General features: G+C 69.5%; 30 protein-coding genes and 1 pseudogene. 14 read left to right on the forward strand and 17 right to left on the reverse strand.

What is annotated here, in order from left to right:
- Positions 1 to 221: 221 nt before the first annotated feature.
- From FLL47_RS41680 to FLL47_RS41700, 5 genes are all read right to left on the reverse strand, one after another.
- Positions 222 to 644 (reverse strand): arsenate reductase ArsC, encoded by a 423-nt coding sequence (locus tag FLL47_RS41680; protein ID WP_144128216.1) that lies wholly within the window; start codon positions 642 to 644, stop codon positions 222 to 224.
- Positions 641 to 853: a low molecular weight phosphatase family protein gene (locus tag FLL47_RS41685; RefSeq protein WP_246159329.1), complete on the reverse strand. Its 213-nt coding sequence runs from the start codon at positions 851 to 853 to the stop codon at positions 641 to 643. Before FLL47_RS41685 ends, FLL47_RS41680 begins: the two co-directional genes overlap by 4 nt.
- 72 nt (positions 854 to 925) lie before the next feature.
- Complete coding sequence (locus tag FLL47_RS41690; protein ID WP_144128217.1) at positions 926 to 1,678, reverse strand: aquaporin; 753 nt, start codon at positions 1,676 to 1,678, stop codon at positions 926 to 928.
- The gene (locus FLL47_RS44950; RefSeq protein ID WP_144128218.1) at positions 1,678 to 1,995 is read right to left on the reverse strand and encodes an ArsR/SmtB family transcription factor; all 318 of its coding nucleotides are present in this window, start codon (positions 1,993 to 1,995) and stop codon (positions 1,678 to 1,680) included. Before FLL47_RS44950 ends, FLL47_RS41690 begins: the two co-directional genes overlap by 1 nt.
- Positions 1,996 to 2,085: 90 nt before the next feature.
- Complete coding sequence (locus FLL47_RS41700; RefSeq protein ID WP_144128219.1) at positions 2,086 to 2,439, reverse strand: ArsR/SmtB family transcription factor; 354 nt, start codon at positions 2,437 to 2,439, stop codon at positions 2,086 to 2,088.
- A 90-nt stretch (positions 2,440 to 2,529) separates the two neighbouring features.
- On the opposite strand from FLL47_RS41700, the gene FLL47_RS41705 reads away from it, so the two are divergent.
- The 5 genes from FLL47_RS41705 (at position 2,530) to FLL47_RS41720 (ending at position 6,331) form a co-directional block, all read left to right on the forward strand.
- A complete protein-coding gene (locus FLL47_RS41705) occupies positions 2,530 to 2,877 on the forward strand; it encodes an ArsR/SmtB family transcription factor (RefSeq protein ID WP_144128220.1) in 348 nt (115 codons plus the stop codon).
- An 11-nt stretch (positions 2,878 to 2,888) separates the two neighbouring features.
- Entirely contained in the window at positions 2,889 to 3,374 is a 486-nt protein-coding gene (locus FLL47_RS41710) for a GNAT family N-acetyltransferase (RefSeq protein ID WP_144128221.1), read from the forward strand.
- Positions 3,375 to 3,447: 73 nt separating this feature from the next.
- Positions 3,448 to 3,615: a hypothetical protein gene (locus tag FLL47_RS43495; RefSeq protein WP_186316242.1), complete on the forward strand. Its 168-nt coding sequence runs from the start codon at positions 3,448 to 3,450 to the stop codon at positions 3,613 to 3,615.
- Positions 3,616 to 3,662: 47 nt separating this feature from the next.
- Positions 3,663 to 5,057, forward strand: coding sequence for an FAD-dependent oxidoreductase (locus FLL47_RS41715; protein WP_144128222.1), 1,395 nt, complete (start codon positions 3,663 to 3,665; stop codon positions 5,055 to 5,057).
- Positions 5,057 to 6,331: an MFS transporter gene (locus tag FLL47_RS41720; RefSeq protein ID WP_144128223.1), complete on the forward strand. Its 1,275-nt coding sequence runs from the start codon at positions 5,057 to 5,059 to the stop codon at positions 6,329 to 6,331. The genes FLL47_RS41715 and FLL47_RS41720 overlap by 1 nt, the downstream gene beginning before the upstream one ends.
- A 422-nt stretch (positions 6,332 to 6,753) precedes the next feature.
- On the opposite strand, the gene FLL47_RS41725 is transcribed toward FLL47_RS41720, so the two are convergent.
- Both FLL47_RS41725 and FLL47_RS41730 read right to left on the reverse strand, forming a co-directional pair.
- On the reverse strand, positions 6,754 to 7,203 hold the full coding sequence (locus FLL47_RS41725; RefSeq protein ID WP_144128224.1) for a VOC family protein: 450 nt from the start codon (positions 7,201 to 7,203) through the stop codon (positions 6,754 to 6,756).
- 153 nt (positions 7,204 to 7,356) lie between these two features.
- The gene (locus tag FLL47_RS41730) at positions 7,357 to 7,869 is read right to left on the reverse strand and encodes a hypothetical protein (RefSeq protein WP_144128225.1); all 513 of its coding nucleotides are present in this window, start codon (positions 7,867 to 7,869) and stop codon (positions 7,357 to 7,359) included.
- 843 nt (positions 7,870 to 8,712) lie between these two features.
- Between FLL47_RS41730 and FLL47_RS41735 the strand changes: the two genes are divergently transcribed.
- The gene (locus tag FLL47_RS41735) at positions 8,713 to 8,958 is read left to right on the forward strand and encodes a VOC family protein (protein WP_246159331.1); all 246 of its coding nucleotides are present in this window, start codon (positions 8,713 to 8,715) and stop codon (positions 8,956 to 8,958) included.
- Positions 8,959 to 8,996: 38 nt separating this feature from the next.
- Here FLL47_RS41735 and FLL47_RS41740 read toward each other — a convergent pair whose 3' ends face one another.
- Entirely contained in the window at positions 8,997 to 9,674 is a 678-nt protein-coding gene (locus FLL47_RS41740; RefSeq protein WP_144128227.1) for a siderophore-interacting protein, read from the reverse strand.
- On the reverse strand, positions 9,671 to 10,423 hold the full coding sequence (locus FLL47_RS41745; protein ID WP_186316243.1) for an MBL fold metallo-hydrolase: 753 nt from the start codon (positions 10,421 to 10,423) through the stop codon (positions 9,671 to 9,673). The genes FLL47_RS41740 and FLL47_RS41745 overlap by 4 nt, the downstream gene beginning before the upstream one ends.
- Between FLL47_RS41745 and FLL47_RS41750 the strand changes: the two genes are divergently transcribed.
- From FLL47_RS41750 to FLL47_RS41760, 3 genes are all read left to right on the forward strand, one after another.
- On the forward strand, positions 10,422 to 10,868 hold the full coding sequence (locus FLL47_RS41750; protein ID WP_222106441.1) for a MerR family transcriptional regulator: 447 nt from the start codon (positions 10,422 to 10,424) through the stop codon (positions 10,866 to 10,868). The two genes, FLL47_RS41745 and FLL47_RS41750, sit on opposite strands and share 2 nt — an antisense overlap.
- 569 nt (positions 10,869 to 11,437) lie before the next feature.
- Positions 11,438 to 11,803, forward strand: a complete 366-nt coding sequence (locus FLL47_RS41755; RefSeq protein WP_144128230.1) for a VOC family protein — start codon at positions 11,438 to 11,440, stop codon at positions 11,801 to 11,803.
- Positions 11,804 to 11,805: 2 nt separating this feature from the next.
- Entirely contained in the window at positions 11,806 to 12,423 is a 618-nt protein-coding gene (locus FLL47_RS41760) for an MBL fold metallo-hydrolase (RefSeq protein ID WP_144128231.1), read from the forward strand.
- A gap of 50 nt (positions 12,424 to 12,473) precedes the next feature.
- On the opposite strand, the gene dinB is transcribed toward FLL47_RS41760, so the two are convergent.
- The 3 genes from dinB to FLL47_RS41775 are packed head-to-tail and all read right to left on the reverse strand — an operon-like array spanning position 12,474 to position 14,658.
- Positions 12,474 to 13,664, reverse strand: a complete 1,191-nt coding sequence (gene dinB / locus FLL47_RS41765) for a DNA polymerase IV (RefSeq protein ID WP_144128232.1) — start codon at positions 13,662 to 13,664, stop codon at positions 12,474 to 12,476.
- A 44-nt stretch (positions 13,665 to 13,708) separates the two neighbouring features.
- Complete coding sequence (locus FLL47_RS41770) at positions 13,709 to 14,074, reverse strand: nuclear transport factor 2 family protein (RefSeq protein ID WP_144128233.1); 366 nt, start codon at positions 14,072 to 14,074, stop codon at positions 13,709 to 13,711.
- 29 nt (positions 14,075 to 14,103) lie between these two features.
- Positions 14,104 to 14,658 carry a TIGR03086 family metal-binding protein gene (locus tag FLL47_RS41775; protein WP_144128234.1) on the reverse strand — a complete coding sequence of 185 codons (555 nt, stop codon included), beginning with the start codon at positions 14,656 to 14,658 and terminating at the stop codon, positions 14,104 to 14,106.
- 202 nt (positions 14,659 to 14,860) lie between these two features.
- On the opposite strand from FLL47_RS41775, the gene FLL47_RS41780 reads away from it, so the two are divergent.
- The 4 genes from FLL47_RS41780 to FLL47_RS41795 are packed head-to-tail and all read left to right on the forward strand — an operon-like array spanning position 14,861 to position 17,660.
- A complete protein-coding gene (locus FLL47_RS41780) occupies positions 14,861 to 15,571 on the forward strand; it encodes a hypothetical protein (RefSeq protein ID WP_144128235.1) in 711 nt (236 codons plus the stop codon).
- Positions 15,572 to 15,602: 31 nt separating this feature from the next.
- Positions 15,603 to 16,142: a serine hydrolase gene (locus tag FLL47_RS45315; protein ID WP_144128236.1), complete on the forward strand. Its 540-nt coding sequence runs from the start codon at positions 15,603 to 15,605 to the stop codon at positions 16,140 to 16,142.
- Complete coding sequence (locus FLL47_RS41790) at positions 16,139 to 16,963, forward strand: ATP-grasp domain-containing protein (protein WP_186316244.1); 825 nt, start codon at positions 16,139 to 16,141, stop codon at positions 16,961 to 16,963. Before FLL47_RS45315 ends, FLL47_RS41790 begins: the two co-directional genes overlap by 4 nt.
- A gap of 34 nt (positions 16,964 to 16,997) precedes the next feature.
- Positions 16,998 to 17,660: a hypothetical protein gene (locus FLL47_RS41795; protein WP_144128237.1), complete on the forward strand. Its 663-nt coding sequence runs from the start codon at positions 16,998 to 17,000 to the stop codon at positions 17,658 to 17,660.
- A 7-nt stretch (positions 17,661 to 17,667) separates the two neighbouring features.
- Here FLL47_RS41795 and FLL47_RS41800 read toward each other — a convergent pair whose 3' ends face one another.
- From FLL47_RS41800 to FLL47_RS41815, 4 genes are all read right to left on the reverse strand, one after another.
- A complete protein-coding gene (locus FLL47_RS41800; RefSeq protein WP_144128238.1) occupies positions 17,668 to 19,152 on the reverse strand; it encodes a hypothetical protein in 1,485 nt (494 codons plus the stop codon).
- 147 nt (positions 19,153 to 19,299) lie between these two features.
- Positions 19,300 to 19,722, reverse strand: coding sequence for a hypothetical protein (locus tag FLL47_RS41805; RefSeq protein WP_144128239.1), 423 nt, complete (start codon positions 19,720 to 19,722; stop codon positions 19,300 to 19,302).
- The gene (locus tag FLL47_RS41810) at positions 19,719 to 19,958 is read right to left on the reverse strand and encodes a hypothetical protein (protein WP_144128240.1); all 240 of its coding nucleotides are present in this window, start codon (positions 19,956 to 19,958) and stop codon (positions 19,719 to 19,721) included. Before FLL47_RS41810 ends, FLL47_RS41805 begins: the two co-directional genes overlap by 4 nt.
- Before the next feature lie 133 nt (positions 19,959 to 20,091).
- Entirely contained in the window at positions 20,092 to 20,400 is a 309-nt protein-coding gene (locus tag FLL47_RS41815) for a hypothetical protein (protein ID WP_144128241.1), read from the reverse strand.
- Positions 20,401 to 20,558: 158 nt separating this feature from the next.
- Between FLL47_RS41815 and FLL47_RS41820 the strand changes: the two genes are divergently transcribed.
- On the forward strand, positions 20,559 to 21,959 hold the full coding sequence (locus tag FLL47_RS41820) for a serine hydrolase domain-containing protein (protein WP_222106442.1): 1,401 nt from the start codon (positions 20,559 to 20,561) through the stop codon (positions 21,957 to 21,959).
- Positions 21,960 to 22,042: 83 nt separating this feature from the next.
- On the opposite strand, the pseudogene FLL47_RS43500 reads toward FLL47_RS41820, so the two are convergent.
- Positions 22,043 to 22,430: pseudogene (locus FLL47_RS43500) on the reverse strand (hypothetical protein); the annotation flags it as partial.

The following is a 22,430-nucleotide window of genomic DNA, read 5'->3' on the forward strand; positions in this document are numbered from 1 at the left end:
GGGCGAGATGGCAGCCGCACATCGAGGTCGGCGACAGTGCCGGGCCGCCAGGAACGCAGCAGTGGCAGCGGTTCCGCCAGCAGGTAAGGGCAGGCGGTGCACGCCGTCGCGCCGACCCATACGCGGTGTGAAGCCGTATCAGGCGGCAACTGCCTGGATGCCGCAGACGGGGTGCGCCACCGCGCGTCCGGCGGCAGCGCACCCCGCCTTGGTGAGGTGTGTCAGGCGTGTCGGTGTTCGGCGGGCACCAGGTCGTCGAGCAAGGCCTGAACCCGGTCGCGGATCTCATCGCGGATCGGGCGGACGGCGTCGATGCCCTGCCCGGCCGGGTCGGCGAGCTTCCAGTCCTCGTGGCGCTGGCCGGGGAAGTACGGGCATACGTCGCCGCAGCCCATCGTGATGACCACGCTGGACGCCTCGGACGCTTCCGGCGTGAGGATCTTCGGGGTCTGGCCGGTGATGTCGATGCCGACCTCGCGCATCGCCTCGACAGCGACGGGGTTGATCTGATCCGCAGGCGCGGAGCCTGCGGAGCGGACCTCGACGGTGTCACCGGCGAGGTGGCGCAGCCAGCCGGCGGCCATCTGGGACCGGCCGGCATTGTGCACGCACACGAACAGAACGCTGGGCTTGGTGTCGGTCATCGCTGCTCTCCTGCAGTCAGTTCGTCGATCAGTTGTCTCACTCGGACGTCGATGTCGTCGCGGATGGCTCGCACCACCGCCAGGTCGGCACCGGCCGGGTCGGGAAGGTCCCAGTCGAGGTAGCGCTTGCCGGGCAGGACCGGGCAGGCGTCGCGCAGCCCATCGTCACGATCGAAGACGCAGCGCTCGACGGTCTGTGGGCTGAACACGCCGTGGAAGCGCTCGACCAGGCGTGCGGACTCCCGCGTGCCAGGGCCGCGTCCACACGGATGCGCTGGTGCTCACGGGGCCGCTCCGACGACCTCGGGTTCGATCGCCTGCTGCGGTGAGGGCTGACTCGCCGTGTCCGCGGACCCGGCCGTCTTCGGGTAGAGCGCGGTGACCAGGGCGATGCCGATCAGAGCGCCGAGGATCTGGGCGCCGATGAACGCCGGGACGGAGGTGGGGGTGATTCCGGCGAAGGTGTCGGTGAACGCGCGGCCGATGGTCACGGCGGGGTTGGCGAAGCTGGTGGAGCTGGTGAACCAGTACGCCGCCCCGATGTACGCCCCGACGGCGGGCGCTGCCAGCGCCGCGCGGCCGGTGCGGACGAGCGCGAAGATGAGCAGCAGCAGGCCGGCGGTCGCGACGATCTCGCCCAGCCACAACTGCGGCTGGTCGCGGGCGGTCGCCGACATGCCCTGTGCGACCCCGAACATCGCGTTCGCGAGCACTGATCCGGCGATCGCGCCGAGCGTCTGGGCGGCGATGTAGGGGGCGATGTCCCGGGCGGACAGGCCCGCGGGGTTGTGGCGGTCAGACCACCATGCGGCGACGGTCACGACGGGGTTGAAGTGTGCGCCGGACACCGGGCCGAGGATCAGGATCAGCACGGCGAGGGCGAACACGGTCGCGGTGGAGTTCTCCAACAGCTGCAGGCCGACGTCGTTCGGGGACAGCCGGGTGGCCATGATTCCGGAGCCGACGACCGTGGTGACCAGCAGCATGGTGCCGAGCAGTTCGGCGAGCAGGCGGCGGGGCAGGGTGGCGCGCATCAGCACTCCCGGCGGTTGTCGGAGGTCGCGCGTGCCCGCGCGGCCAGGTCGGTGAGGTGTGCTGCCGCGGCGTCGAGGGCGTCGGCGTTGAGGTGGTAGTAGGTGTAGCGGCCGTACGGTTCGGCCTTGACCACTCCGGCATGGCGTAGTGCGCGCAGGTGGTTGGACACGTTGGGCTGCGACAGGCCGAGGTCCTCGACGAGGTGGCAGGTGCAGGCGGGGCCTGCGGCGAGGGCATCGACGATGGCGGCGCGGGCGGGGTCGGCCAGCAGCCGCACCACCTCCGACGGGGCATCACCAGAAACTGATATCACCACGCGGTAATCAAACAGCCGGGCCGGTCAGCCCCGCAACTTCGCGATCATGAACATTGGGTGACGTGGCCGCACCCGGCCCGTGGCAACGCTTCAGGCCGCTGGCGCGATGTCCAGGACGGCGGACAGGGAGGCCATGCGTGGGCGGTTGGCCCGGTACCAGACCCAGGTACCGCGCCGGTCGGACTCGACGAGGCCCGCTTCGCGCAGCACCTTCAGGTGGTGCGAGATCGTGGGACCCGTCAGGTCGAACGCGGGGGTCAAGTCGCAGACACAGGCCTCTCCCCCGTCGGCGGAGGCGATCATCGACAGCAATTGCAGGCGGACCGGGTCGCCGAGGGCTTTGAACGCGGCTGCGAGATCGACGGCGGCCTCGGCCGGCACGGCGGCCGTGGCGAGGGGTGCGCAGCACACCTCAGGTTCGAGCACGGTCAACTGCTTCGACATGCCCCTAGGTTGACAGGTTTCGAAGCAGACGGCAACGCCGGTTGTCACAGCTCACTGTCGCCGGTTATCATCGCCCATCGGCGATAAACGATGATGTTGGAGGATGGAGTGGAAGAGCTGCTCGACCGTGCGGTCGCCCAGCGGTACGCGTCGTGGTTTCGGGCCCTGGCCGACCCGACCCGGGTGCAGATCGCGGAACTGCTGGCCCGCAGGCGCGAGCCGATGAGCGTCGGGCAGATCACCGCAGCGGTCGGTATGGCACAGTCGACGATCTCCCAGCATTTGAAGATCCTCGCGGAGGTGCGTTTCGTGCTGGTCGAGGCGTCGGGCAACGCCAACCTGTACCGGATCAACGAGAACTGCCTGAACTGCTTCCCCACCGCCGCCGACGTCGTCATGGGCCGCCCGGTCGCCGCGCCGGGAGACACGCCTTGCTGAGCATCCGACCGATGGCTGAGGCCGACGCCGAGGCAGTGCTGGCGATCTACCAGCAGGGCATCGACACCGGCGACGCCACCTTCGACACCACCGCCCCCACCTGGGCGGCGTTCGACGCCGGCCGGCTACCCGAACACCGCCTCGTCGCCTGCGACCAGGCCGGGCAGGCGCTCGGCTGGGTCGCCGTGAGCCGGGTGTCGGCCCGCCCCGCGTACGCGGGCGTGGTCGAGCACAGCGTCTACGTCCGCCCCGAGGCCCAAGGACGAGGCGTCGGACTCCTCCTCATGCACGCGCTGATCGCCTCGACCGAGGCCGCGGGGATCTGGACGATCCAGTCCGGGATCTTCCCCGAGAACACCGCCAGCCTGGCCCTACACCGCGCGGTCGGATTCCGCGAGGTGGGCGTTCGCGAGCGGCCGGGATGTCTACACGGGCGGTGGCGGGATGTGGTCGCCATCGAGCGGCGCAGCACGGTAGCGGGCACCACACCAGGCTGAGTTGACAGATTTCTAAGTAGGCGGCACTCTAATCACATCGCTTAGAGAAACTTCTAAACAAGGAGTCGTCGTCATGATCGCCCTGATCCGCCGGTTCGCCGCCGCCCGCACCGCCCACGTCGTGCAGACAACCTCGTTCTGCGAGGGCTGCACCGAGCCGGTATGCACCGCCGCCTGCCGCGCCGAGGCCGCCCGCACCCGCGGCCACGAGCGCGTCGCCACCACCGGCATCCGCTTCTGACCCCGACCGCCACCACCGACCTGAGCCCGAGCTAGAGGAGAACGACGATGAGCACACAGGACAACCTCCCGATCGTGGTGGTCGGCGCCGGCCCGGTCGGCCTCGCCGCCGCCGCCCACCTGGCCGAGCGCGGCCTGGACTTCCTGGTCCTGGAGGCCGGCGACGGACCCGCCGCGGCGATGGCGAGCTGGGGGCACGTACGGGTGTTCAGCCCCTGGCGGTTCAACCTCGACCACGCGGCCCGCCGCCTGCTGGAGGCCGACGGCTGGATCGCGCCCAACCTGGAGGACCTGCCGCTCGGCTCTCAGATCGTCACCGACTACCTCGAGCCGCTGACGAAGCTGCCCGCCCTGGCCGGCCGGATCCGCTACGGCGCGAAGGTGGTGGCGATCAGCCGCGACGGCCTCGACCGCGTCCGCACGACCGGGCGTGACACTGCGCCGTTCCTGATCCGCCTCGCCGACGGGACCGAGCTCACCGCTACTGCTGTCGTCGACGCGTCCGGCACCTGGCCGACGCCCAACGTGCTGGGCGGCTCGGGCCTGCCCGCCCACGGTGAGCCCGAGGCCGCAGCGTTCATCGAGACCGCCCTGCCCGACGTGCTCGGATCCGACCGCGAGCGCTTCGCCGGACGACACACCCTCGTCGTCGGCGCCGGCCACTCCGCCGCCAACACCCTGCTCGCCCTCGCCCAGCTCGCCACCGAAGCGCCCGGCACCACGGTCAGCTGGGCGATCCGCACCGGCGCGGCCACCCGCACCTACGGCGGCGGCGACGCCGACGCCCTACCCGCCCGCGGCGCACTCGGCAGCCGGGTCCGCGCCCTGGTCGACTCCGGCGCGATCTCCCTGCACTCCGGGTTCTCCGTGCGTGCCGTCACCGTCGACGGCGGACAGGTGACCGTGACCGCCCGCAGCGGCGCGGCGGTGACCGCGGACCGGATCGTGTCGGCCACCGGCTTCCGGCCCGACCACACCATCGCGTCCGAGCTTCGCCTGGACCTCGACCCGATCATGGGCTCGACCCGTGCCCTGGCGCCGCTGATCGACCCGAACCAGCACTCGTGCGGCACCGTGCCGCCGCACGGCGTCGACGAGCTCACCCAGCCCGAGGCCGGCTACTACGCCGTCGGCGCGAAGTCCTACGGCCGCGCCCCGACGTTCCTCATGGCCACCGGCTACGAGCAGGTCCGCTCCGTGGTCGCCGCACTCGCCGGGGACTGGGACGCCGCCCGTGACGTGCAGCTGGAACTGCCCGAGACCGGCGTGTGCTCCAGCAGCGCCGCCCTCGACACCGACGAGGCGTCCTGCTGCGGCACGCCCGAACCGGCCGCCGCCGACGCGCCGCGCGGGCTTGCCACCGGAATCGCCGGTGGGCTACTGACCCTGCCGGTGGTCCAGGCCGTCACGGTCGAGACCAAGACCGGTGGATGCTGCGGCTGATGTCCACCATCACCGCGCCGGCCGCCGCCTCCACCACGGAGGCCGGCGGCCGGCGCCGCTCAAGGCCCCTGATCGCGGCGCTCGCCGTCACCCAGACCGTCGGGTACGGCGTGCTCTACTACGTGTTCAGCGTCTTTCTCGCCCCGATGGCCGCCGACCTGCACACCACCTCCGCCGCAGTCACCGGCGCGCTGACGGTCAGCGTGCTCACCACCGCGGCAGCCGCGGTCCCGGTCGGACGGTGGCTCGACCGCCACGGTGGACGCGGTCTCATGACCGCAGGATCGATCCTGGGCACCGGCGCGGTCCTGGCCTGGTCACAGATCACCGACATCCGGCAGCTGTACGCGGTGTTCGTGGTCCTGGGGATCGCCTCGGCGATGGCCCTCTACGAAGCCGCGTTCGCGGTCGTCATCGCCGTCAGCACCCCGGCCCGACGCTCGGGCGCGCTACTGGCGATCACCGTCGTGGCCGGATTCGCCAGCACGATCTTCCTGCCCCTGGCGGCAAATCTGCAGCAACACCACGGCTGGCGGACCACTCTGATCATCCTGGCGCTGGGCTACTGCGCCATCGCCGTACCGCTGCACGCCCTGACCGTTCCACCGCAGCCACGCCCGCATCCGGCCTCAGCGGCCCTCGACCACGCGGCACGACGGACAGCCGTCCGCGCCGCCTTGCGCCACCGCGGGTTCTGGCTGCTCACCGCCGCGTTCGTCATCCACGGATCCGCCGTAGCGGTCATCTCCGTGCACCTGATCACCTACCTGACCACGCTGGGCCACCCCGCCACGTTCGCCGCCGCTGTCGCTGGACTGCTCGGGGTCATGTCGGTCACCGGCCGCATCGTCACCACCGCTCTCACCCGCCACCGATCCATCGCCATGGTCACCGCATCGGTATTCGCCGTCCAAGCCGTCGCGGCCGCGAGTTTGCCGCTGTTGGGTCAGCACCGCCTCGGCGCGATCGTCTGCGTGGTGCTGTTCGGCACGGGATTCGGCGTCGGCACCATCGCCCGGCCCGCAATCCTCGCCGAGCGCTACGGCACCACCGGCTACGCCACCATCGCCAGTGCCCTGACCCTGCCAACCACCATCGCCAAGGCCACGACCCCGCTCGCCGCCGCCGCTGCCTACGCCGTCGCAGGAAGCTACGTCCCGGTCCTTGCCGCAGTCGCCATAGCGTGCGCCATCGCCGCCACCGCGCTGGGCCTCGCTCGCGGGCCGGCCATGTCCCGCGCTTCTGTCGAAGGCGAGTCGATCCGGGTCGTCTGACAACAGGACCCGGTTGGCAGAAGGAGGCCGGACCCCGCAGAGGCCAGCGTCAACTCCGTGGGCTGTGGCTGCCGGCGTCGAGCAGACGGGTGACGTCGTGGGATCAGCGGGTTCGAAGTATCCGTTTGCCGTCCCAGCGAGCGACCTCGTCACGCGCACGGCAAACGGACGTGACGCGGAACAGGACCGCATCCCTCAGCGCGTCGATCGCCGCGGCGAGGCCCGCTGCGGAGTCCGGGGCGGATGGCCAGAACTCGCCCCGGAGCGGACTGCCGACGGCGACCAGCTAGTCGAGGGAGATGCCGGCACCGCGTGCGGTCAACGTTTCTCGGGCGTTCTGGACCATCTCGGCGCGCTTCAAGTCGTACTCGCCCGCGGAAGCGAACTCGTGCCTTCCCAGCGCCTACGAAGGGCTGGCCTGATCAACGTGGGAACGGGCCCAGCGGCGACCTATCACCTACGGACCACTTGTGACCGAACGGGTCCGTGAAGCCACCTTGACGGTGCGTCCCCCAGGGCACGTGGTGATCCTCGATTCCCACTCCGATGGCGCCCGCGGCGACGGCGCGCTCGATGAAGTTGTCCGGGTCATCGGCAAACACCTCGATGCGAATGCTTGTGATCCCCACCTGGCCGGGACTGGTCTCTGTGGGGTTCTGGGGATTGACCTCATGGAGGAAGAAGGCGGCGCCACCGACCTCAAGGCCGGCCACGCCACCAAGGTTCCACAGCTCTGTCGCGCCCAATGCAGTCGTGTACCAGGCAACCGCTGTGTCTGCATCTGGAACGATCAGCATCACCGAGATCACCGGCGGTGAAGCCGATACGGTGTCGGCGGACAGGGCGGAGCGATCTTTCGGTTCCTCAGACATGCCCACAGCATGCCGGACGTCACCATCAACGTCTCCGGTCCGGGACGACGTCGCGGTCTGGTTCACCTCCAAATGAGCGCACGGCGAGCGCAAAATCTCGGTCGCGGGTCCACACCTCCTCACGTTCCAGCAGCGGGCTCTGATCCCGGTTGCCTACGACTCGAGGTCCGTGAAGCCGTACGGGATGGCGTCCTCTTCATGAGGCCGCCGACCGTCGAGCGTCACCAGGTCGCCGGGCCCGACCACGTCGCCGCGCAGCGGCGGCACATCGATCCGGTCCCAGTGCACGGTCACCGTGGTCCGGTCCTCGAGGTCCCCGACGAAAAGCTGATCGGAGAGGCTGCCCTCGTCGGTCTCCTCGTCCTCTTCGAAGTCCCAGCCGACGGGCTCGCCCGGGCCGGTGAAGGTGACGTCCGGGTAACCCTCGACGGAGATCGTCAGGTACGGATGCAGGTCGATCGACTCCAGCCGTGCACCGTGCTGATGGACGTCGAGTGTCAGCTCGGCGCCATACCAGCAGAGCAGGTACAGGTTGACGCCCTCGGTGAGCTCGGCCGCCAGGTCAGCCTTGATCTCGGCGAGGTCGCCCCGGATGTAGTGGGCGTCCTTGCGGGCGCCGCCCGGAGACACCCGGAAGTTGAGATCGTAGAAGCTCTTGCGTGGCATGCGAGGCACCTTAGCGACGTCGTGCGACAGCCAGTACGGAACGACTGGGGCCTGACCGCTGCAACCTCAGGATCATCGCCGTCGGCCCCGTGGCACAACCCGGACGACGCCGTTCAGTGCGAGTAGAACGATGCCCGGACCCCATGCTGTCCAGTCCAGCGGGGACCTCAGGTAGGGCCAGACAAGGTACAGCGAAGCTAGCGAGATGCCGGGGAGTACGAGGCCGACAACCAGGCTGAGCAGGATTGGCCGGAGCTTGCCTCTGTTGTCCTGGAGATACCTCTCATACTGGAACTACGGGTAAGGCCGCTACATCGAACCTGGCAGGCCTGCCACTTACCGTGCGTGAACTGGGCAAATGTCGTCGTCAGTCATCGTTGGTCGGCTCTGGTGACCGTCTGACGGCCTGCAGACGGCCTGACAATGCCCACGCAACGCCGTTCTACCCGTCGCGAGTGAGCCCGGGTGCGCTGTCGACTTAGCCTTGCCAGCGCACCCGCTAAGTTCGTCGCCTGCTCACCTAATGCAGCGCCACCCGCCTCTCTACCTCATGAGGGGCGACGCTCCGTGTCCGACTCCGGTTGATGCGTGACGATGTGACTTCGGATGATGCGTGACACTTCGCCGAGTGTCAGTGGAGTTGAAAGTGACAGAGCAGCCTTACCCGCAACCCGATGGCTGGATCCCGGCACCGGTGCCGATCGAGACCGACAGCCGGGCCGAAATTAGTTCCTGCAGCTCGGCACACAGGTTGCTGGAGTCCGAGGCGTTACGCTGGCGTCTCGCCGCCACCGTCACGCACCTGGCCCGGATGTACGCCGCTTCGCCCATTCCCGTTTGACGATGCGGCCGTCCAGGCAACAGAGTTGCCGCAGGACGACGATCATCCGAAACGTCAGCTTCGACGCCGCCGATCCCGGCGCCCTCGCTCGCTGGTGGGCACAGGTCTTCGACAGCGGGGTCGCGTTCGACGACGGCGACGACGCCGCGTTCGACCTGCCGTCAGGCCAGACGGTGTACTTCCAGCGCGTCCCCGAGGGGAAAGCTGACGAACCAAGAACCGATCCGGGATCGACCAGACGTCTCTGATCATTGGGTGTCCGACACTCCCTCGCCGTCGACGGCGGTCAGTCGAGTCCGCGCTTGCCGGATGTCCAGAATGGCTTGACGATTACGCAACTGTGCGCCCAGCCGCGCTCGACGATGAGGTGGCGGCGGATCGCCTGGCAGTCCCGGGCCTCGCCGGCTACGTAGGCGACACCGGGCTCGGATGGCAGGTCGAGTTCGCGCAAGGCGGCGACGATCCCGCCCGTCTTGGCTCGGTGAGTCCACTGCAGATCCCGGGGGCGGGGCAACGGCAGTCGGTCGGCCGGGCTGCCGATCTCGATGATTGCCTGTGCGCGGGCGTCGGTGGGCAAGGCGCGCAGCATGGCACCGAATGCTGCGGCAGCCGTCTCGTCCCCGACGAACAGGTGATATGGCGCATGGTTCCGAAGCACCAGCCTCCCGGTCGGTCGAGTGAATGCGACCGGCTGTTCAGCGCGGACGTGGCGCGACCAGCGTGCTCCGGGGCCAGCCCTCGGGTGGTCGAACACGCATAAGTCCAGCTGCCCGCCGCCGGAGAAGTCCCAGATCGAGTAGCTGCGCAACCGTACGTCGTCCACGCGCACCCGAACGTGCTGACCCGGCTGCCAATCCACGCCCCGCAGCGAATCGCCTATGACACGGATGCGACGCATCCGCGGAGTGAGGGGCTCGATGGCGGCGACGGTTGCCCGCACCAGGAACATATCCAGCAAGCTCATCGGATGAACTCCCAGCGCCGACCGGGCGGGAGGCCGACGACGTCGAGCCCGGCCGGGGCCATACGTGTGGCATCCGACGCCGACCCGTGGCGTCGGAAGAACAGCGACAGCAGATCGCGGGCATGGGCATCATGCACCGGCACGAGAACTCGCGCGCCCAACGCCACGGCGCCGGCCACCGCCTCCGCCGGCCCCATGACCAGAGGGGGACCGATCAGCGGTCTGAGCCCGTTGGTCGGCAGCAGCGCCACGTCGACGGGCCCGCGGCGGGCACGGTGCTCCCGCAGGAGCTCCACATCCTGGATCTCTCCGCCGAAGAAGACCCGGGACTGCCCGCCGGTGAACTCGTAGGCGTTGTTGCGTCCCAGCAGCGTACGTCCGGCGGGCACGGCCTCCACGGACAACGTCGGTGCGAGCTGGCGGGTTTCGTGCCAACGCAGAACCTCGACCGTGCGGTAGCCCAACGACCGAGCCTGGCGAGCCATCCGCTCCCCGCTGACATACATCGGTGTAGTCGCCTTACCCGGATACTCGGCCAGCGCGCGCATATCCCAGTGGTTGACAGCGGGATTTGTGACCACGATCGCCGTCAGCGGCGGAAGCTCGGCGACCGGCAAGCCGAGGGGCTCACCGCGCCGCAGATACCAGCGTTCGGTGAACCATGGATCTGTCAACACGGCGCGGCCGTCAAGCTCAAGCAGGACACAGGCGTTGGCGACCCGGGTCAGGGCGAGGTTCGGTTTGCTCATGCACCCCACCCTCCGGCTTAATGTGTACATGAAGTCAACTGGTGGGTTCACCATCGGTGAGCTGGCCCACGAGTTCGGGCTGGCCACCCACGTGCTGCGGCACTGGGAGAGCATGGGCCTGCTGCAACCGGGCCGCGACGGCGTCGGGCAGCGTCGCTACGGAGAGGCAGACCTGGTCCGGGTTGCGTTGATCCTCATCGGCAAGGAAGCCGGGTTCGGCCTAAGGGAGTTGCAAATCCTCTTGGGCACCGATAACCCCATGAGCCACCCCGAACTGCTCCGGCGGCACGTGGCCGCCCTGGAGGACCGCATCGCCAGGGCAACCGCCGCGAAGCAGCTGATCGAACATGCGCTCGCCTGCCCTGCGGCGTTCGACGAGTGCCCGCATGCGAAGGAGCAGATCGCGGCCCGCATCCCCTCACGCATGGCCCCCATCGGCAAGTAGTTTTGGCCCTCGGTGTCGCTGCCGACTCGGGGACGGAAAATGGCATCCATATATGAATGTCCTGCAAGTCGGGTGCATTCGACTCGAACCCCGAGAATCCGGACGACGGACGGTTGATCGGTTCTTGGTTTGACGAGGTTGTCCTACCACAACAGCCAAGATGTCCGATTCTTCCTGTATGAGATCCAGCAGATGCGCCAGATGCTGGAAGCTGCGCCCAGCCCCACCGGCTGACCAGCTCGTAATTGGCGCTTCCACCACCTGCGCGGATCAACAGCTCCGGCAAGCGACCCATGCGCGGGCGGTCAGGACGGCCCAGCGTCTTCCTGCCGCCGTATTCCGCCCGACTCGCGTGGTTCATGAGCGTGGAAGCCGATCCGCACGGGTATAGGTGCGACCGTACCGATCGGAGGAAACGCCATGACGAACGTGACCATGCCCATGCTCGAGACGTACCCGCTGGAGATCAACCTCGACCGGCGCCAGCTCGTCGCGGAACTCGTCAGCACGTACGCGGCCCCGTCGCATCTCGTTTGACGATGCGGCCGTCCAGGCAACAGAGTTGCAGCATGACGACGATCATCCGAAACGTCAGCTTCGACGCCGCCGATCCCGGCACCCTCGCACGCTGGTGGGTGCAGGTCTTCGACAGCGAGGTCGCGTTCGACGACGGCGACGACGCCGCGTTCGACCTGCCGTCCGGCCAGACGGTGTACTTCCAGCGCGTCCCCGAACCCAAGGCGGTCAAGAACCGTATGCACCTCTGCCTGCAATCCGACACGCCCCGCGACGTCGAGGTCGAACGGGTACTGGCCCTCGGCGCGACGATGGCCGCCGACCACCGCAACGCCGACGGCACGGGCTGGGCGGTGCTCGCCGACCCGGAGGGCAACGAGTTCTGCGTGCTGCGCTCGCAGGCCGAGCGGGGGTTCTGACCATGCGTCTGACCAAATACGGCCACGCCTGTGTACGCATCGACAACGGCGACGGGGCCCTGGTGATCGACCCGGGTGTCTACTCGGAGCCGGTGTCGTTCGACGGCGTGGCAGCGGTGCTCGTCACGCACGAGCACGCCGACCACGTCGACCTCGACCTGCTCCGGGCGGCCCGCGATCGCAACCCCGAACTCACCGTCTACACCCACCCCGCCCTGTCTGCGGAGCTGGGCGACGGCGTGCAGGCGGTCTCCCCCGGTGACGTCTTCACCGCGGCCGGCTTCACGGTGCGGGCGGTCGGCGGCGAGCACGCCGAGATCATCGACGGCCTGCCCGGCTGCCCGAACGTCGGCTTCGTCGTCGACGGCGTCTACCACCCCGGCGATTCGCTGTTCGTGCCGTCCGAGCCGGTCGAGACGCTGCTGATCCCAGCCGCCGGGCCGTGGTTGAAGATCGGTGACGCGATCAGGTTCGCCCGGGCGGTCCGGCCACAACGCGCGTTCCCGATCCACGACGGTGTGCTCAACGACCTGGGACTGCACCAGTTCGACGCCTGGCTGGGCGACGAGGAAGGGCTCGGCTACACGCGTATCCCGTTGGGCGAAAGCGTCGCCCTGTAGCGCCGCCCAGCCGGACCGCGCCCGCGTCCGGCCCGGTCGTCGGGGCGGGTTCAGTCCGGCAGCATGGGCATGACCAGGCCGGTGTCGGTGCCCAGCAGGGTGCCGCGCTGCAGCGAGGTGGTGCCGAACCTGCGGCGCACCGCGTCGACGGCGGTGTCCAGCGCGTCGCGCGGCAGGTCGTCGAAGGGCAGCTCGGGCTGGATGTGGCCGGTCCGGTCCAGGTTGCCCACCGACACACCGATCAGCGTCAGGCCCCGCTCGGCCACCAGCGGCGTCGCGGTCGCGAGCAGCGTCCGGGCGGTGTCGAGGACAGCCTGGGTCTGCGACGTCGCCTTGGGCAGGGTCGACGACCGGGTCGCCCGGGTGTAGTCGGCGAACCGCAGCCGCAGCACGACGGTGCGGCCGGGGCGCTCCGCGCTGCGCATCCGGCGGGTTACCCGTTCGACCAGTCCGGCGAGCGCGGCCTCCAGGAACTCGACGGTGTGCGGGCCGCGGCCCAGCGCGCGCTGGGCTCCCATCGAGGCGCGGCGGCGGCCGGTGACGACCGGCCGCGGGTCCCGATTGTGGGCGAGGGCGTGCAGGTGGCGGCCCGTGCCCTGGCCGAGCATGGACACCAGCGCTGCCTCGCCCAGCCGGGCCACCTGCCCGACGGTGCGGATGCCGCGTTGGTGCAGCTTTGCGGAGGTCACTTCGCCGACCCCCCACAGCACCTCGACCGGCAGCCGGTGCAGGAAGGTCAGCTCGTCGGCGGGCTCGACGGCGAGCAGGCCGTCGGGCTTGGCGACGCGGCTGGCGACCTTGGCCAGGAACTTGGTGCGCGCGACGCCGACGGTGATCGGCAGCCCGACCCGTTCGAGAACGTCGCGGCGCAGCCGGGCCGCGATCGCCACGGGCGTGCCGGCGATCCGGTGCAGGCCGCCGACGTCGAGGAACGCCTCGTCGATGGAGAGCGGTTCGACTATCGGCGTGGTGTCGTCGAAGACCTCGAACACCGCCCGGCTGGCTTCGGTGTACGCCGACATCCGCGGCGGCACCACGATCGCCTGTGGGCACCGGGCGCGGGCGGCGCGCACGCTCGTCGCGGTGCGTACGCCGTAGGCCTTGGCCTCGTAGCTGGCGGCCAGCACCACACCGGCGCCGACGATCACGGGACGGCCCCGCAGCCGCGGAGTGTCCCGCTGTTCCACCGACGCGTAGAACGAGTCGAGATCCGCATGCAGGATCGTCGCCGAGCTGGTCACGACCAGCAGTTTAGTACATGTGTACGAGGAGCGGAATCGGCCCCTCAGCGGTAGTCGTTCTCCTTGAGCTCGATCACCCAGGCCCGGCGCTCGGCGATCAGTCCCCCGCGCATGACGAAGACCTCCGCCATGGACATGCGCATCGTCGTGCCGTCGGGGCGCAGCACCGAGCCGGTCAGCTCGGCCATGATCACATCGTCCTGCTCGACCAGGCGGACGATCTCCAGCTGCGGCGGCTCGACGAACGCGGGACCGTCGATGGCCTCGTCGTACGCCTGCTTGCCGGTGAGGTGGAATGCCCCGTAGACGGTCCACTCGATGTCGTCGGTGAGGCAGGACAGGATCTGCGCGTGGTCGTTCTTGCGGAAACCCTCCAGGTAGGTCTCCACCGTCTGCCGGTTCTGCGACATGGCAGTCCTTTCGAGTCAGGCGTGCCGGGTCAGGGAGTACGGCCGATGAAGGCGAGCAGGCGCGTCTGCGGGTCGGCGTCGTCGGGGACCTCGACCCTCGGGCCGTAGTGCCCGCTGGAGCGCAGCACCGCATCCATCGGCAGCATCCCCTCCAGCAGCACCGCGCACCGCTCGGCGTCGAGACGCTCGTCCTGCCCGGTCGCCCGGGCCAGGTCCCACGTGTGCAGGAAGACGTCGGTGGTGTAGAACCTGGAAACCGCCTGGTCCAGCGGCATATCGCCGATGTTCGGATTGCTGAGGACCTTGTCCGCCGTGGCGGGGTCGTCGAGCAGAGCCTGCACGCCGTCGCTGTGGACCGTCCAGGCAGCCACCGGGTCCTCCGCGACGGACGGGCCCTTCGGCAGGTCGACGCCCGCACCCGCCCGCAGGAAGCCCGGGAACCACTCGACCAGGTGGCCTACGACGTCACGGGCGACCCAGCCTGCGCAGGGCGCCGGACGACCCCAGCCGGCGGGGGCGACTCCGCGCACGCGTTCGGTGAACGCCGCGGCGGTGAGCCGGTGTTCCTCAGCGGGACCAACCATGACCTCAGCTCCTTCGACTCGGCCGGCACCGCGGGACTCGACTTCGACGCACGGGTCCGGCAGGCCGTCGACATGCTACGCGCCGGGTGGGACATCCCGGGACATGAAGGATCTGCGATCACCCGGGTCGGTGACGGGCGAGCAGGGTGGACTGCGGCTGCCACCATGACCGCCAAGGTCCGCAGAAGGGTGCCGACACCGTATGCAGATCATCGAGGTGACAGAGTTCTGGGTCCGGTCTGCGGTGATCCGGTTGCGGCACCGGCAGTCCCCGCTGGAATTCGTGATCTACCCCATGATTCACATGGCCGAACCGGCGTTCTACGAGGCGGTGACCGCGCGGCTCGGCAAGGCCGACGTCGTGGTGGCCGAAGGAATCCGCGGCGACGGGCGGCGACGGTCCCCGCTGGTCGGCGCGCTGATGCTCAGCTATACCGCGCTCCGCTTCAACAGGCGCATGAAGCTCGTCAAGCAGGCCATCGACTACCGTGCGCTGGGTGTGCCGGTGATCAACCCCGACGTCACCGTCGAGCAGTTCGAGGATGGCTGGCGCAAGGTGCCCCTCGCCCACCGGCTGGGGGTTTGGTGCATCCTGCCGGTCGTCATACTCGTGCGCCTGTTCGGCGGCACCCAGCTGATCTGGTCGAAGTCGATGGAGGTCAACGATCTGCCGTCGCCGGAGGACGAGGACCGGATCGACGCCATGCCCGAACTCGAGGCGGCCTTCGCCGGCACGCGTGACCAGAGGCTGCTGGCAGCCCTCTACCGCCTGCACGAGGAGCGCGGCGACGAGCCCATCGAGGTCGCGGTGGTCTACGGAGCCGGGCACGTCGCCGTCATCGTCGAAGGACTGACCACGCAACTGGGCTACAAGGCTCGCTCTGCCGACTGGCTGACCGTCGCCGTCCTGTAGTGACGGCGGCGACGGCCCAGCGGGCGACGGCATGTTGCGCCTCGACGACACCGTCGAGCGATGGCTGCCGGGCATGGTCGCCGATGGCGGCGCCGTCACCGTCCGCCAGCTGCTGATGCACACGTCCGGGCTGTACAACTACACCGACGCCTGGGCCACCAACGGCCTGCTGGACGTCGACGTGCTGCTGTCGCGGCGGAACCTGAGGGTCCGTCCCGAGGAGACGGTCGCCCTCGACGGACAGCGGGCTCGGTCTCGTCCGGGTCCACCTGCCGGGCGGCTCGGCCGTCTGGGGAGAACACGGCGGCTTCTTCGGCTACGACACCTTCTCGTTCCACTCCCCGGACGCGTCCCGGCAGCTCACGATTTCGATTACCACCGACACGGGCCGGTCGCCGAGCACCGGGCAGGTGCTGCAGTACTTCGAGTTCGTCTTCTACGACCCCGCCTGACGGCGCCCCTCCCGGCCGCCCCCCGGTGTCGGCCAGCCCTGGCGTCGGCTTGGAATTGTTCGTGGCAAGGATATTCGGACGACAGCCGGGTGGTCGATCGCCAGAATCGTGAGCCGTGACCACCGCCGCTCCGGCCGTCGACTTCCTCGTGCTGCCACCACGCCCTGACAGCACCGCAGAACTGCTCGCCGCATCGGCGCGGCGGGCAGGCCTGGTCGTGGAGCAGCTGCCCGGACCGGTGGTCCCGGACCGGCTGCGGCACGCCACGGGCGGGCACCTGCGCGGCGGGCCCGCCTTCGCCGGGGCGGTCGCCACGGACCTCGGCCTCGCTCTGCTCGAACCGGACGACGACTGGCTGACCAAACTGCCGTACGAGTACACCCGCCGCGACATCGTCCTCACCACCCTCGGCGAGGCGCGCTGGTCCCGTACGCCGATGTTCGTCAAGCCGCCCAGGGAGAAGGGCCTACCGGCCGCCGTCTACGCCGACGGCTCCCGCCTGCCCGGCAACGAGCACCACACCGCCGACACGGTGGTGCTGGTCAGCGAGATCGTCACGTTCCTGGTGGAGTACCGGCTGTTTGTCCTTGACGGCACCGTGCACACCGCCAGCCGCTACGCCACCCACGGCCGGCTCGACCCGGCCCCGCTCGACGCCTGCCCGCACCGGGCCGCCGTGCTCGACTTCGCCGCAGACCTGCTCGGCGCGTGCGCCGACAGCCTGCCCAGCGCCGTCGTCGTCGACGTCGGCCTGGCCGGCGACGCCGACCGCGGCACCGAGCACTGGGCCGTGGTGGAGGCGAACATGGCCTGGTTCAGCACGAGCTACGCCGCCGACCCCGACCGGGTCCTGGACGTCGTGCTCTGCGCGGCCGGACCACGCGACCGTCTGGCCCCCCGCGACCGGGCGTTCACCCGGCTGCGCACACCCGAGGCGTAGCGGCCGGCAGCCCGGTCCGGCTTAGGATCACGCGGTGAACGTGTACCAGGTCGCCGCCGGGCTGCCCGCCATCGACCTGCTGCGCAGGCGCTGCAAGGCACTGGCCGTGCTGGAGCGGATCATCGGCAGCTCGTTTCCGTACTACACCTACACGTGTGCGTGGGGCGAGGACGAGGCCGCACTGATGAGCAACGGCAGCGGTGACGAGTGGGCCGTCGTGTTCACCGCCGACGGCGCGTTCATCCGGGTGTTCGACCACGAGTCGGAGATGTCCCCCTACCGCGACGAGGACCGCGAGCTGTGGCCCGGTTTGCTCGACGGCCTGCCCACGGTGTTCCGTCCGCAGGCGGAAGAGCCTGCGTCCAGTGACGAGCCGGGGCAGTTGATGGCCACGGCGGTGCTGTGGCGTCTGGCCGGCGACGACCGCTGGCATGCCGGCGAGACCATCACCTTCCCAGCTGACGACACCACCGACGGCTCGGGCATGCTCACGATCCTGCTGGACGACATCGTCGATCGGTACGTGGAGTTCGCCGGGTACTACTACGAGATCGGGGTGGATCCGGCGATCGTCGAGCATGTCGTCGCGCACCGGCCGCTGACCGACGCGGTCGTACGCGCGCTCAACCCTGCGACGGCCCTCGCCGGGTTGCAGAGAGACCTGGCTGCCATCGGGTACCCGATGGCAGCCAGGTAACGTCGTCCTACTGGTACGAGACGAACACCGGCGACGGCTCGATCGCGATGGTCTGCTTCGGCGAGAACGTCGGCTTGTCCTCGTCGTAGAAGTTCTTCCAGCCCCACCAGATCTGGTTCGGCGCCTCGGCGCGTACGGCGTCCCAGGTCGCCATCTTCTCGCTCGCCGAACCGAAGCCGTCGGCGTGGATCACCACGGCAAGCTCGTCGACGTTCGTGTCGATTCCCGTCCGCCCGGTGATCATGTCGGTCCGGAACTGGTGCAGCATCAGGATCTTCTGCGGCAGGTGGCGGGAGCGGGTGAGCTCGGCGAGCCAGGCCGCCGTCTTGTTGATCTCGTTGGCGCCGACCGAGCCGATCTGCACCATGTGGCGCTGGTGGGGCGCGAGCCGCCACTCCGGGTCGAGCGCGAGTCCGACGTGCGGCTGCACGAGCAGTTCCTCGTACCGTTTGGCCTGGGTGAGGAAGTCGGTCCTACCGGGCTGCAGGTCGAGCAGGACGTAGATGCCCGCGGCACCGGCGGCGTCGACCCAGGGGCGCAGATGCTCGACCGTCGACTCGTTGGAGAAGTCGCCGTCAGGTCCCGGGTCGCTGGAAGCCACCGTGGTGATGATCTCGAAGGCGGGCACGACCAGGCCCTTGTCGATGGCGGCGTACTGGGCGGCGACCTTGCGGGCGCGGGCGACCGCGGCTTGGACGCCCTGCTCGCCGAGCGAGCCGAGGCCGGAGTCGCCGGGGTGGCCGTAGAGGGCGATCAGGCGGCGGTTCGGGAACACGACCTGGCGGCCGCCGGGCAGCAGCGTGCCGGTGGCGGCGGTGGCGATCCGGTTGCGGAGCCGTTCCGCGGGGCCGAAGGCGCTGCCGAGGGCCATCACGTGTGTCGCCGGACGGCCCGCGAGCGCTTTGATGACCGCGTCGTCGGAGCGGGGATCCGGGTCCTTGAGCACCAGCACCTGGGCGCGGCTCGCCTTCGCGGTGGCCGTCGCTGCGGCGGCGTCCGCCCGGTCGAGGGTCAGCACGACCAGCTGGTTGAGCGGGGCCGCGGCCCCCAGCTTCGGCAGTCCGCCGTCGAACGGCTTCACCGCCTGTCCTTCGATCGCGTGGTCCTTGGCCCAGCCGGTGGCCGCGTCGCCGACCGGGATGAGGGTCTTGGGCGCGAGCCGGCCGAGCTCTTCGCGCACCGCGGCCGCTGTGCCGTCGGCGGCTGCGGTGAGCAGCACCGGCACGCCGAGTTGTTCGGCGACCGTGCCGGCGCGGGCGACGCTCGGTTCGTCCTGCTCGCCGACGAGCACGACCGCCGGGGCATGGCTGAACAGCGAGCGGCTGGCCTGGACCGCCAGTTCCGCGCCGGTGGCGCCGGCCACGACGGTGGTCAGCTCGGTCGGCATGACCGTGCGGGACGCCGCCTTGGCGTCTGCGTTGAAGGCCGCGGTGCAGCCGCCGGCCAGCAGGACGCAGGCGAACAGCGCGGGACGAAGCCGGGATACGTGCATGGTGCGCCTCACAGAGAACAGCAACCGCCAAAGTGGGACATTCTGCCCAAACGGTAACGGCTTGACCACGCTCCGTGTGGCGGATACTGCATTTCGGCACAAACCGGGTCGACGATCGGCGAGCTGTACGCCCGGCCGGGCGGCGGGCTACTTGTCCAGCAGATCCAGTACGACGTCGTCGGCCAGGTGGCGGCGCGCCTGCCCGCCGTCGTAGGTGGCCAGCAGCGCACCACGGCGGCGGGCTTCGATCACCGCGTGCCCCATGTCGTGGCCGATCTCGACCGCTTCGACGGCGTCGGCGCCGAGCAGCGGCAGGATCACCGTCACCGCCTCCGGGCGGCTCACCATGCCGATCAGGCGTTGCCGCTCGTCCGTGTCGAGCTGCCAGTGCGCGGCCACGAACTGTCCCGCCGGGACGCCGACCAGGCTGATGCCGTCGTCCTCCTCGACCATGGCGATCAGCTCCGCCACACCCATGCCGGTCAACCGGGCGTACGCGGTCAGCGCGGTCAGGTCGAGCACCACTCGCACCTGCGGCTCGGTCGCGACCGGCTCATCCGGTGGCCTCACCCGCGACTCTTACGCCGCGACTCCAGCGCTTGCACCTTCTCCCGCATCCGCTGCACGCCCTCGGCCGTGACGAGATAACCCGCCTCGCGCAGCATCGCCTGGGTGGCCCTGCGACGCTCCAGGGTCTGCACGGCCTCGGCGAGATACCGGGACTGGTTGCCCTTGCCCTGGTTCTCGACGATGTCGGCAATGTGCGCAGGCAGGTACACCGTGACCCTCCGACCAGGCGATGTCATACCTTCGAGACTACATCTGTATGACATCCGGCGGGAAGGCGAATCGCCAGGTGCGGGAGATCTCCCACGAGTGCGGCTGCGTGCCGGGCCGAAGAGCTGCGGCCCGCCACGAGCACCAGCGGCAAACCTCGTCTCAGCGACGCGGCCGCTGAGCTGCCACGCCCCGGCGGCGGCCGCGGAGCGGGGGACGGACGACCGTGCCGTCGAGACGCTCCACCACCAGGTCACCCTGGTCGATCCACAAGGCCTCGCCCCGCCACAGGAACAGCGGCTGCTCAAGCGTCCACGGGCAGCAACTGTTCTCCTCGAACGCGAACTCACTGACCATGAGGTTTCTGGGCGCGACGATCCGCTCGCCCACCTCACCCGCGATATGCATGCGGCCATGCTCGCACCGACCGGCATCGAAACCCGACCCGTTTCCGGGCGCGACGACGGCCATACACCTCAGAACCTGCACCAGTTCGCGGTCTGACCAGGCGAAACGAACCTACGGCCACCGGGTGCCGGAACTAAAATGTGTGGGTTCGGGTGCCGTCGACGCATCAGGCACAATCGGCGTTTCGGCACCGGGTCCCACAGCGAAGGCCGGGTGGCGGTGTGAGGCATTCTCGGGCCGAACAGGAAACGCACCACCAGCGCGGTACGCATGGGCGCCCTGCCCGTGGCGCACGGCTGGCCTGTGCGGCGCTGCTGGTCGCGAGCTGGTCGTTCGCCGCCGTGTCGCCGGGCACGGCGCACGCCGGCAACGCGTCGGCCGCAGCACCTGTCGCGCAGGCCTGCGCGACACCCGCCGCGGGCACCACTCCACCTGGGGGATCCGTGTTGAAGCCGATCGACCAGGCGGCGCTGCAGGCCGCCGTGGACGACGCTCTGAAGCAGATGCTGGTCCCCGGTGCCGTGGTGCTGGTATGCACGCCGCAGGGGCCGCACACGGTGGTGTCCGGCACGATGCAGCGGGGCACGCAGACGCCGCCCGCGGCGAGCACCCACTTCCGGATCGGCTCGAACACCAAGTCCATGACCGCGTCGACGATCCTGCTGCTGGCGCAGGAGGGCAAACTCAAGCTCAGCGACCCGGTCTCGGCGTACGTCCCGGACGTGCCCAATGGCGAGAACATCACCATCGAGCAACTGCTGAAGATGCGCAGCGGGCTGTACAACTACACGAACGCGCCGGAGTTCTCGGCGACCCTGGACGCCGAACCGGCGAAGGTCTGGACGCCGCAGGAGGTGCTGGCCATCGCGTTCAAGCGCCCGCCGAACTTCGCGCCCGGCGCGGAGTACGAGTACGACAACACGAATTACGCGCTGCTCGGCCTGGTCGCGGAGAAGGTGGGCGCAAGCCCGCTGGGCAAGCAGTTCCAGGACCGGTTGTACGGCCCGCTCGGGCTGACCGACACCCTGCTTCCCGCGCCCGAGGACAACACCATCCCGGCCCCCGCCTCGCACGGCTACCTGTACGGCGGCTCGGCACATGCGATGACCGACGCGCCGTACCCGGCGGACGAGCAGGCGGCCATGCGCACCGGCTCGCTGGAGCCGATCGACTACACGAACCAGAACCCGTCGTACGCCACCGCCGCCGGCGGCGCCATTTCCACGGCCGCGAACATCGCCACGTGGATCCGCTCGCTGGTGACGGGCAAGGTCCTCAACGCCGACATGCACAAGCAGTGGCTGGACAGCTTGCAGCCCGAGAACCCGGACGGCGGCGCCTACGGGCAGAAGTACGGCTACGGCATCTCGTACCAGCAGGTCGCGCCGCACGCAGCGCTGCACTTCCACGGCGGCGAGATGCCGGGCTTCAACTCGTTCATGGGCCACGACCTGGAGAACGACGTGACGATCGTGGTCTGGACGAACCTGACCGTCGACCCGACCAGCCGCCCCACAGCCAACGCCTTACTGCCGACGATCCTCAACCAGATCTACACCGGCCTCAACCTGCCGACCATGCCAACACCCGCCCCGACCCCCGCGCCCACCCCGACCAGCTGACGTTCACGGGCGGCGTTAAGAAGGGCACCTTCCTCTACGCATAGCGTTAAGAAGGTGCCCTTCCTTTGGTCAGTCAGCTGGGGTTACGCGAACGCCTTCACCTCCAGCAGGCCGAGCGAAGCCGTGCCGGTCGCGGTCAGCACCACCCGGAGTCTGGTGGTGCTCACCGAGGTGAAGTTGACGGTGTTGTAGCCGTTCTTGGTCAGCGTGTACGCGCTCGCGCCGGGCACGTCCACGTAGGCGCTGCCGTTCCAGTACTGCAGCTTCCACGTTGAGGGCATGTCGATGCCCCCTTCGTCGTCGAAGAAGTAGACCTGCGCCTGCTTCACCGACTGGGCGGAGGACCACTGGACCTCGGCGGTCTGGGTGCCGGTCTCGGGCCAGGTGCCCCAGCGGTTGCCCTGGTTGGTGCCGCCGTAGTTGGAGCTGGTCGGCTCGTCGCCGTTGTTGATCGCGGCGCAGGCTTCCCAC

This window comes from Catellatospora sichuanensis (genome assembly GCF_007483665.1).
In the GTDB taxonomy this organism is placed as follows: Bacteria; Actinomycetota; Actinomycetes; order Mycobacteriales; family Micromonosporaceae; genus Catellatospora; species Catellatospora sichuanensis.

Coding starts and splice junctions, on each gene's coding strand:
- FLL47_RS41705 (WP_144128220.1), top strand. CDS start 2,530: ATGATGTTGGAGGATGGAGTGGAAGAGCTGCTCGACCGTGCGGTCGCC.
- FLL47_RS43495 (WP_186316242.1), top strand. CDS start 3,448: ATGATCGCCCTGATCCGCCGGTTCGCCGCCGCCCGCACCGCCCACGTC.
- FLL47_RS41740 (WP_144128227.1), bottom strand. CDS start 9,674: ATGAGCTTGCTGGATATGTTCCTGGTGCGGGCAACCGTCGCCGCCATC.
- FLL47_RS41720 (WP_144128223.1), top strand. CDS start 5,057: ATGTCCACCATCACCGCGCCGGCCGCCGCCTCCACCACGGAGGCCGGC.
- FLL47_RS41680 (WP_144128216.1), bottom strand. CDS start 644: ATGACCGACACCAAGCCCAGCGTTCTGTTCGTGTGCGTGCACAATGCC.
- FLL47_RS41775 (WP_144128234.1), bottom strand. CDS start 14,658: ATGGTTGGTCCCGCTGAGGAACACCGGCTCACCGCCGCGGCGTTCACC.
- FLL47_RS41710 (WP_144128221.1), top strand. CDS start 2,889: ATGGCTGAGGCCGACGCCGAGGCAGTGCTGGCGATCTACCAGCAGGGC.
- FLL47_RS41700 (WP_144128219.1), bottom strand. CDS start 2,439: ATGTCGAAGCAGTTGACCGTGCTCGAACCTGAGGTGTGCTGCGCACCC.
- FLL47_RS45315 (WP_144128236.1), top strand. CDS start 15,603: ATGTTGCGCCTCGACGACACCGTCGAGCGATGGCTGCCGGGCATGGTC.
- FLL47_RS41750 (WP_222106441.1), top strand. CDS start 10,422: ATGCACCCCACCCTCCGGCTTAATGTGTACATGAAGTCAACTGGTGGG.
- FLL47_RS41715 (WP_144128222.1), top strand. CDS start 3,663: ATGAGCACACAGGACAACCTCCCGATCGTGGTGGTCGGCGCCGGCCCG.
- FLL47_RS41755 (WP_144128230.1), top strand. CDS start 11,438: ATGACGACGATCATCCGAAACGTCAGCTTCGACGCCGCCGATCCCGGC.
- FLL47_RS41730 (WP_144128225.1), bottom strand. CDS start 7,869: ATGCCACGCAAGAGCTTCTACGATCTCAACTTCCGGGTGTCTCCGGGC.
- FLL47_RS41725 (WP_144128224.1), bottom strand. CDS start 7,203: ATGTCTGAGGAACCGAAAGATCGCTCCGCCCTGTCCGCCGACACCGTA.
- FLL47_RS41770 (WP_144128233.1), bottom strand. CDS start 14,074: ATGTCGCAGAACCGGCAGACGGTGGAGACCTACCTGGAGGGTTTCCGC.
- FLL47_RS41810 (WP_144128240.1), bottom strand. CDS start 19,958: ATGACATCGCCTGGTCGGAGGGTCACGGTGTACCTGCCTGCGCACATT.
- FLL47_RS41745 (WP_186316243.1), bottom strand. CDS start 10,423: ATGAGCAAACCGAACCTCGCCCTGACCCGGGTCGCCAACGCCTGTGTC.
- FLL47_RS41760 (WP_144128231.1), top strand. CDS start 11,806: ATGCGTCTGACCAAATACGGCCACGCCTGTGTACGCATCGACAACGGC.
- FLL47_RS41690 (WP_144128217.1), bottom strand. CDS start 1,678: ATGCGCGCCACCCTGCCCCGCCGCCTGCTCGCCGAACTGCTCGGCACC.
- FLL47_RS41735 (WP_246159331.1), top strand. CDS start 8,713: ATGCGGCCGTCCAGGCAACAGAGTTGCCGCAGGACGACGATCATCCGA.
- FLL47_RS41815 (WP_144128241.1), bottom strand. CDS start 20,400: ATGGCCGTCGTCGCGCCCGGAAACGGGTCGGGTTTCGATGCCGGTCGG.
- FLL47_RS41800 (WP_144128238.1), bottom strand. CDS start 19,152: ATGCACGTATCCCGGCTTCGTCCCGCGCTGTTCGCCTGCGTCCTGCTG.
- FLL47_RS41780 (WP_144128235.1), top strand. CDS start 14,861: ATGCAGATCATCGAGGTGACAGAGTTCTGGGTCCGGTCTGCGGTGATC.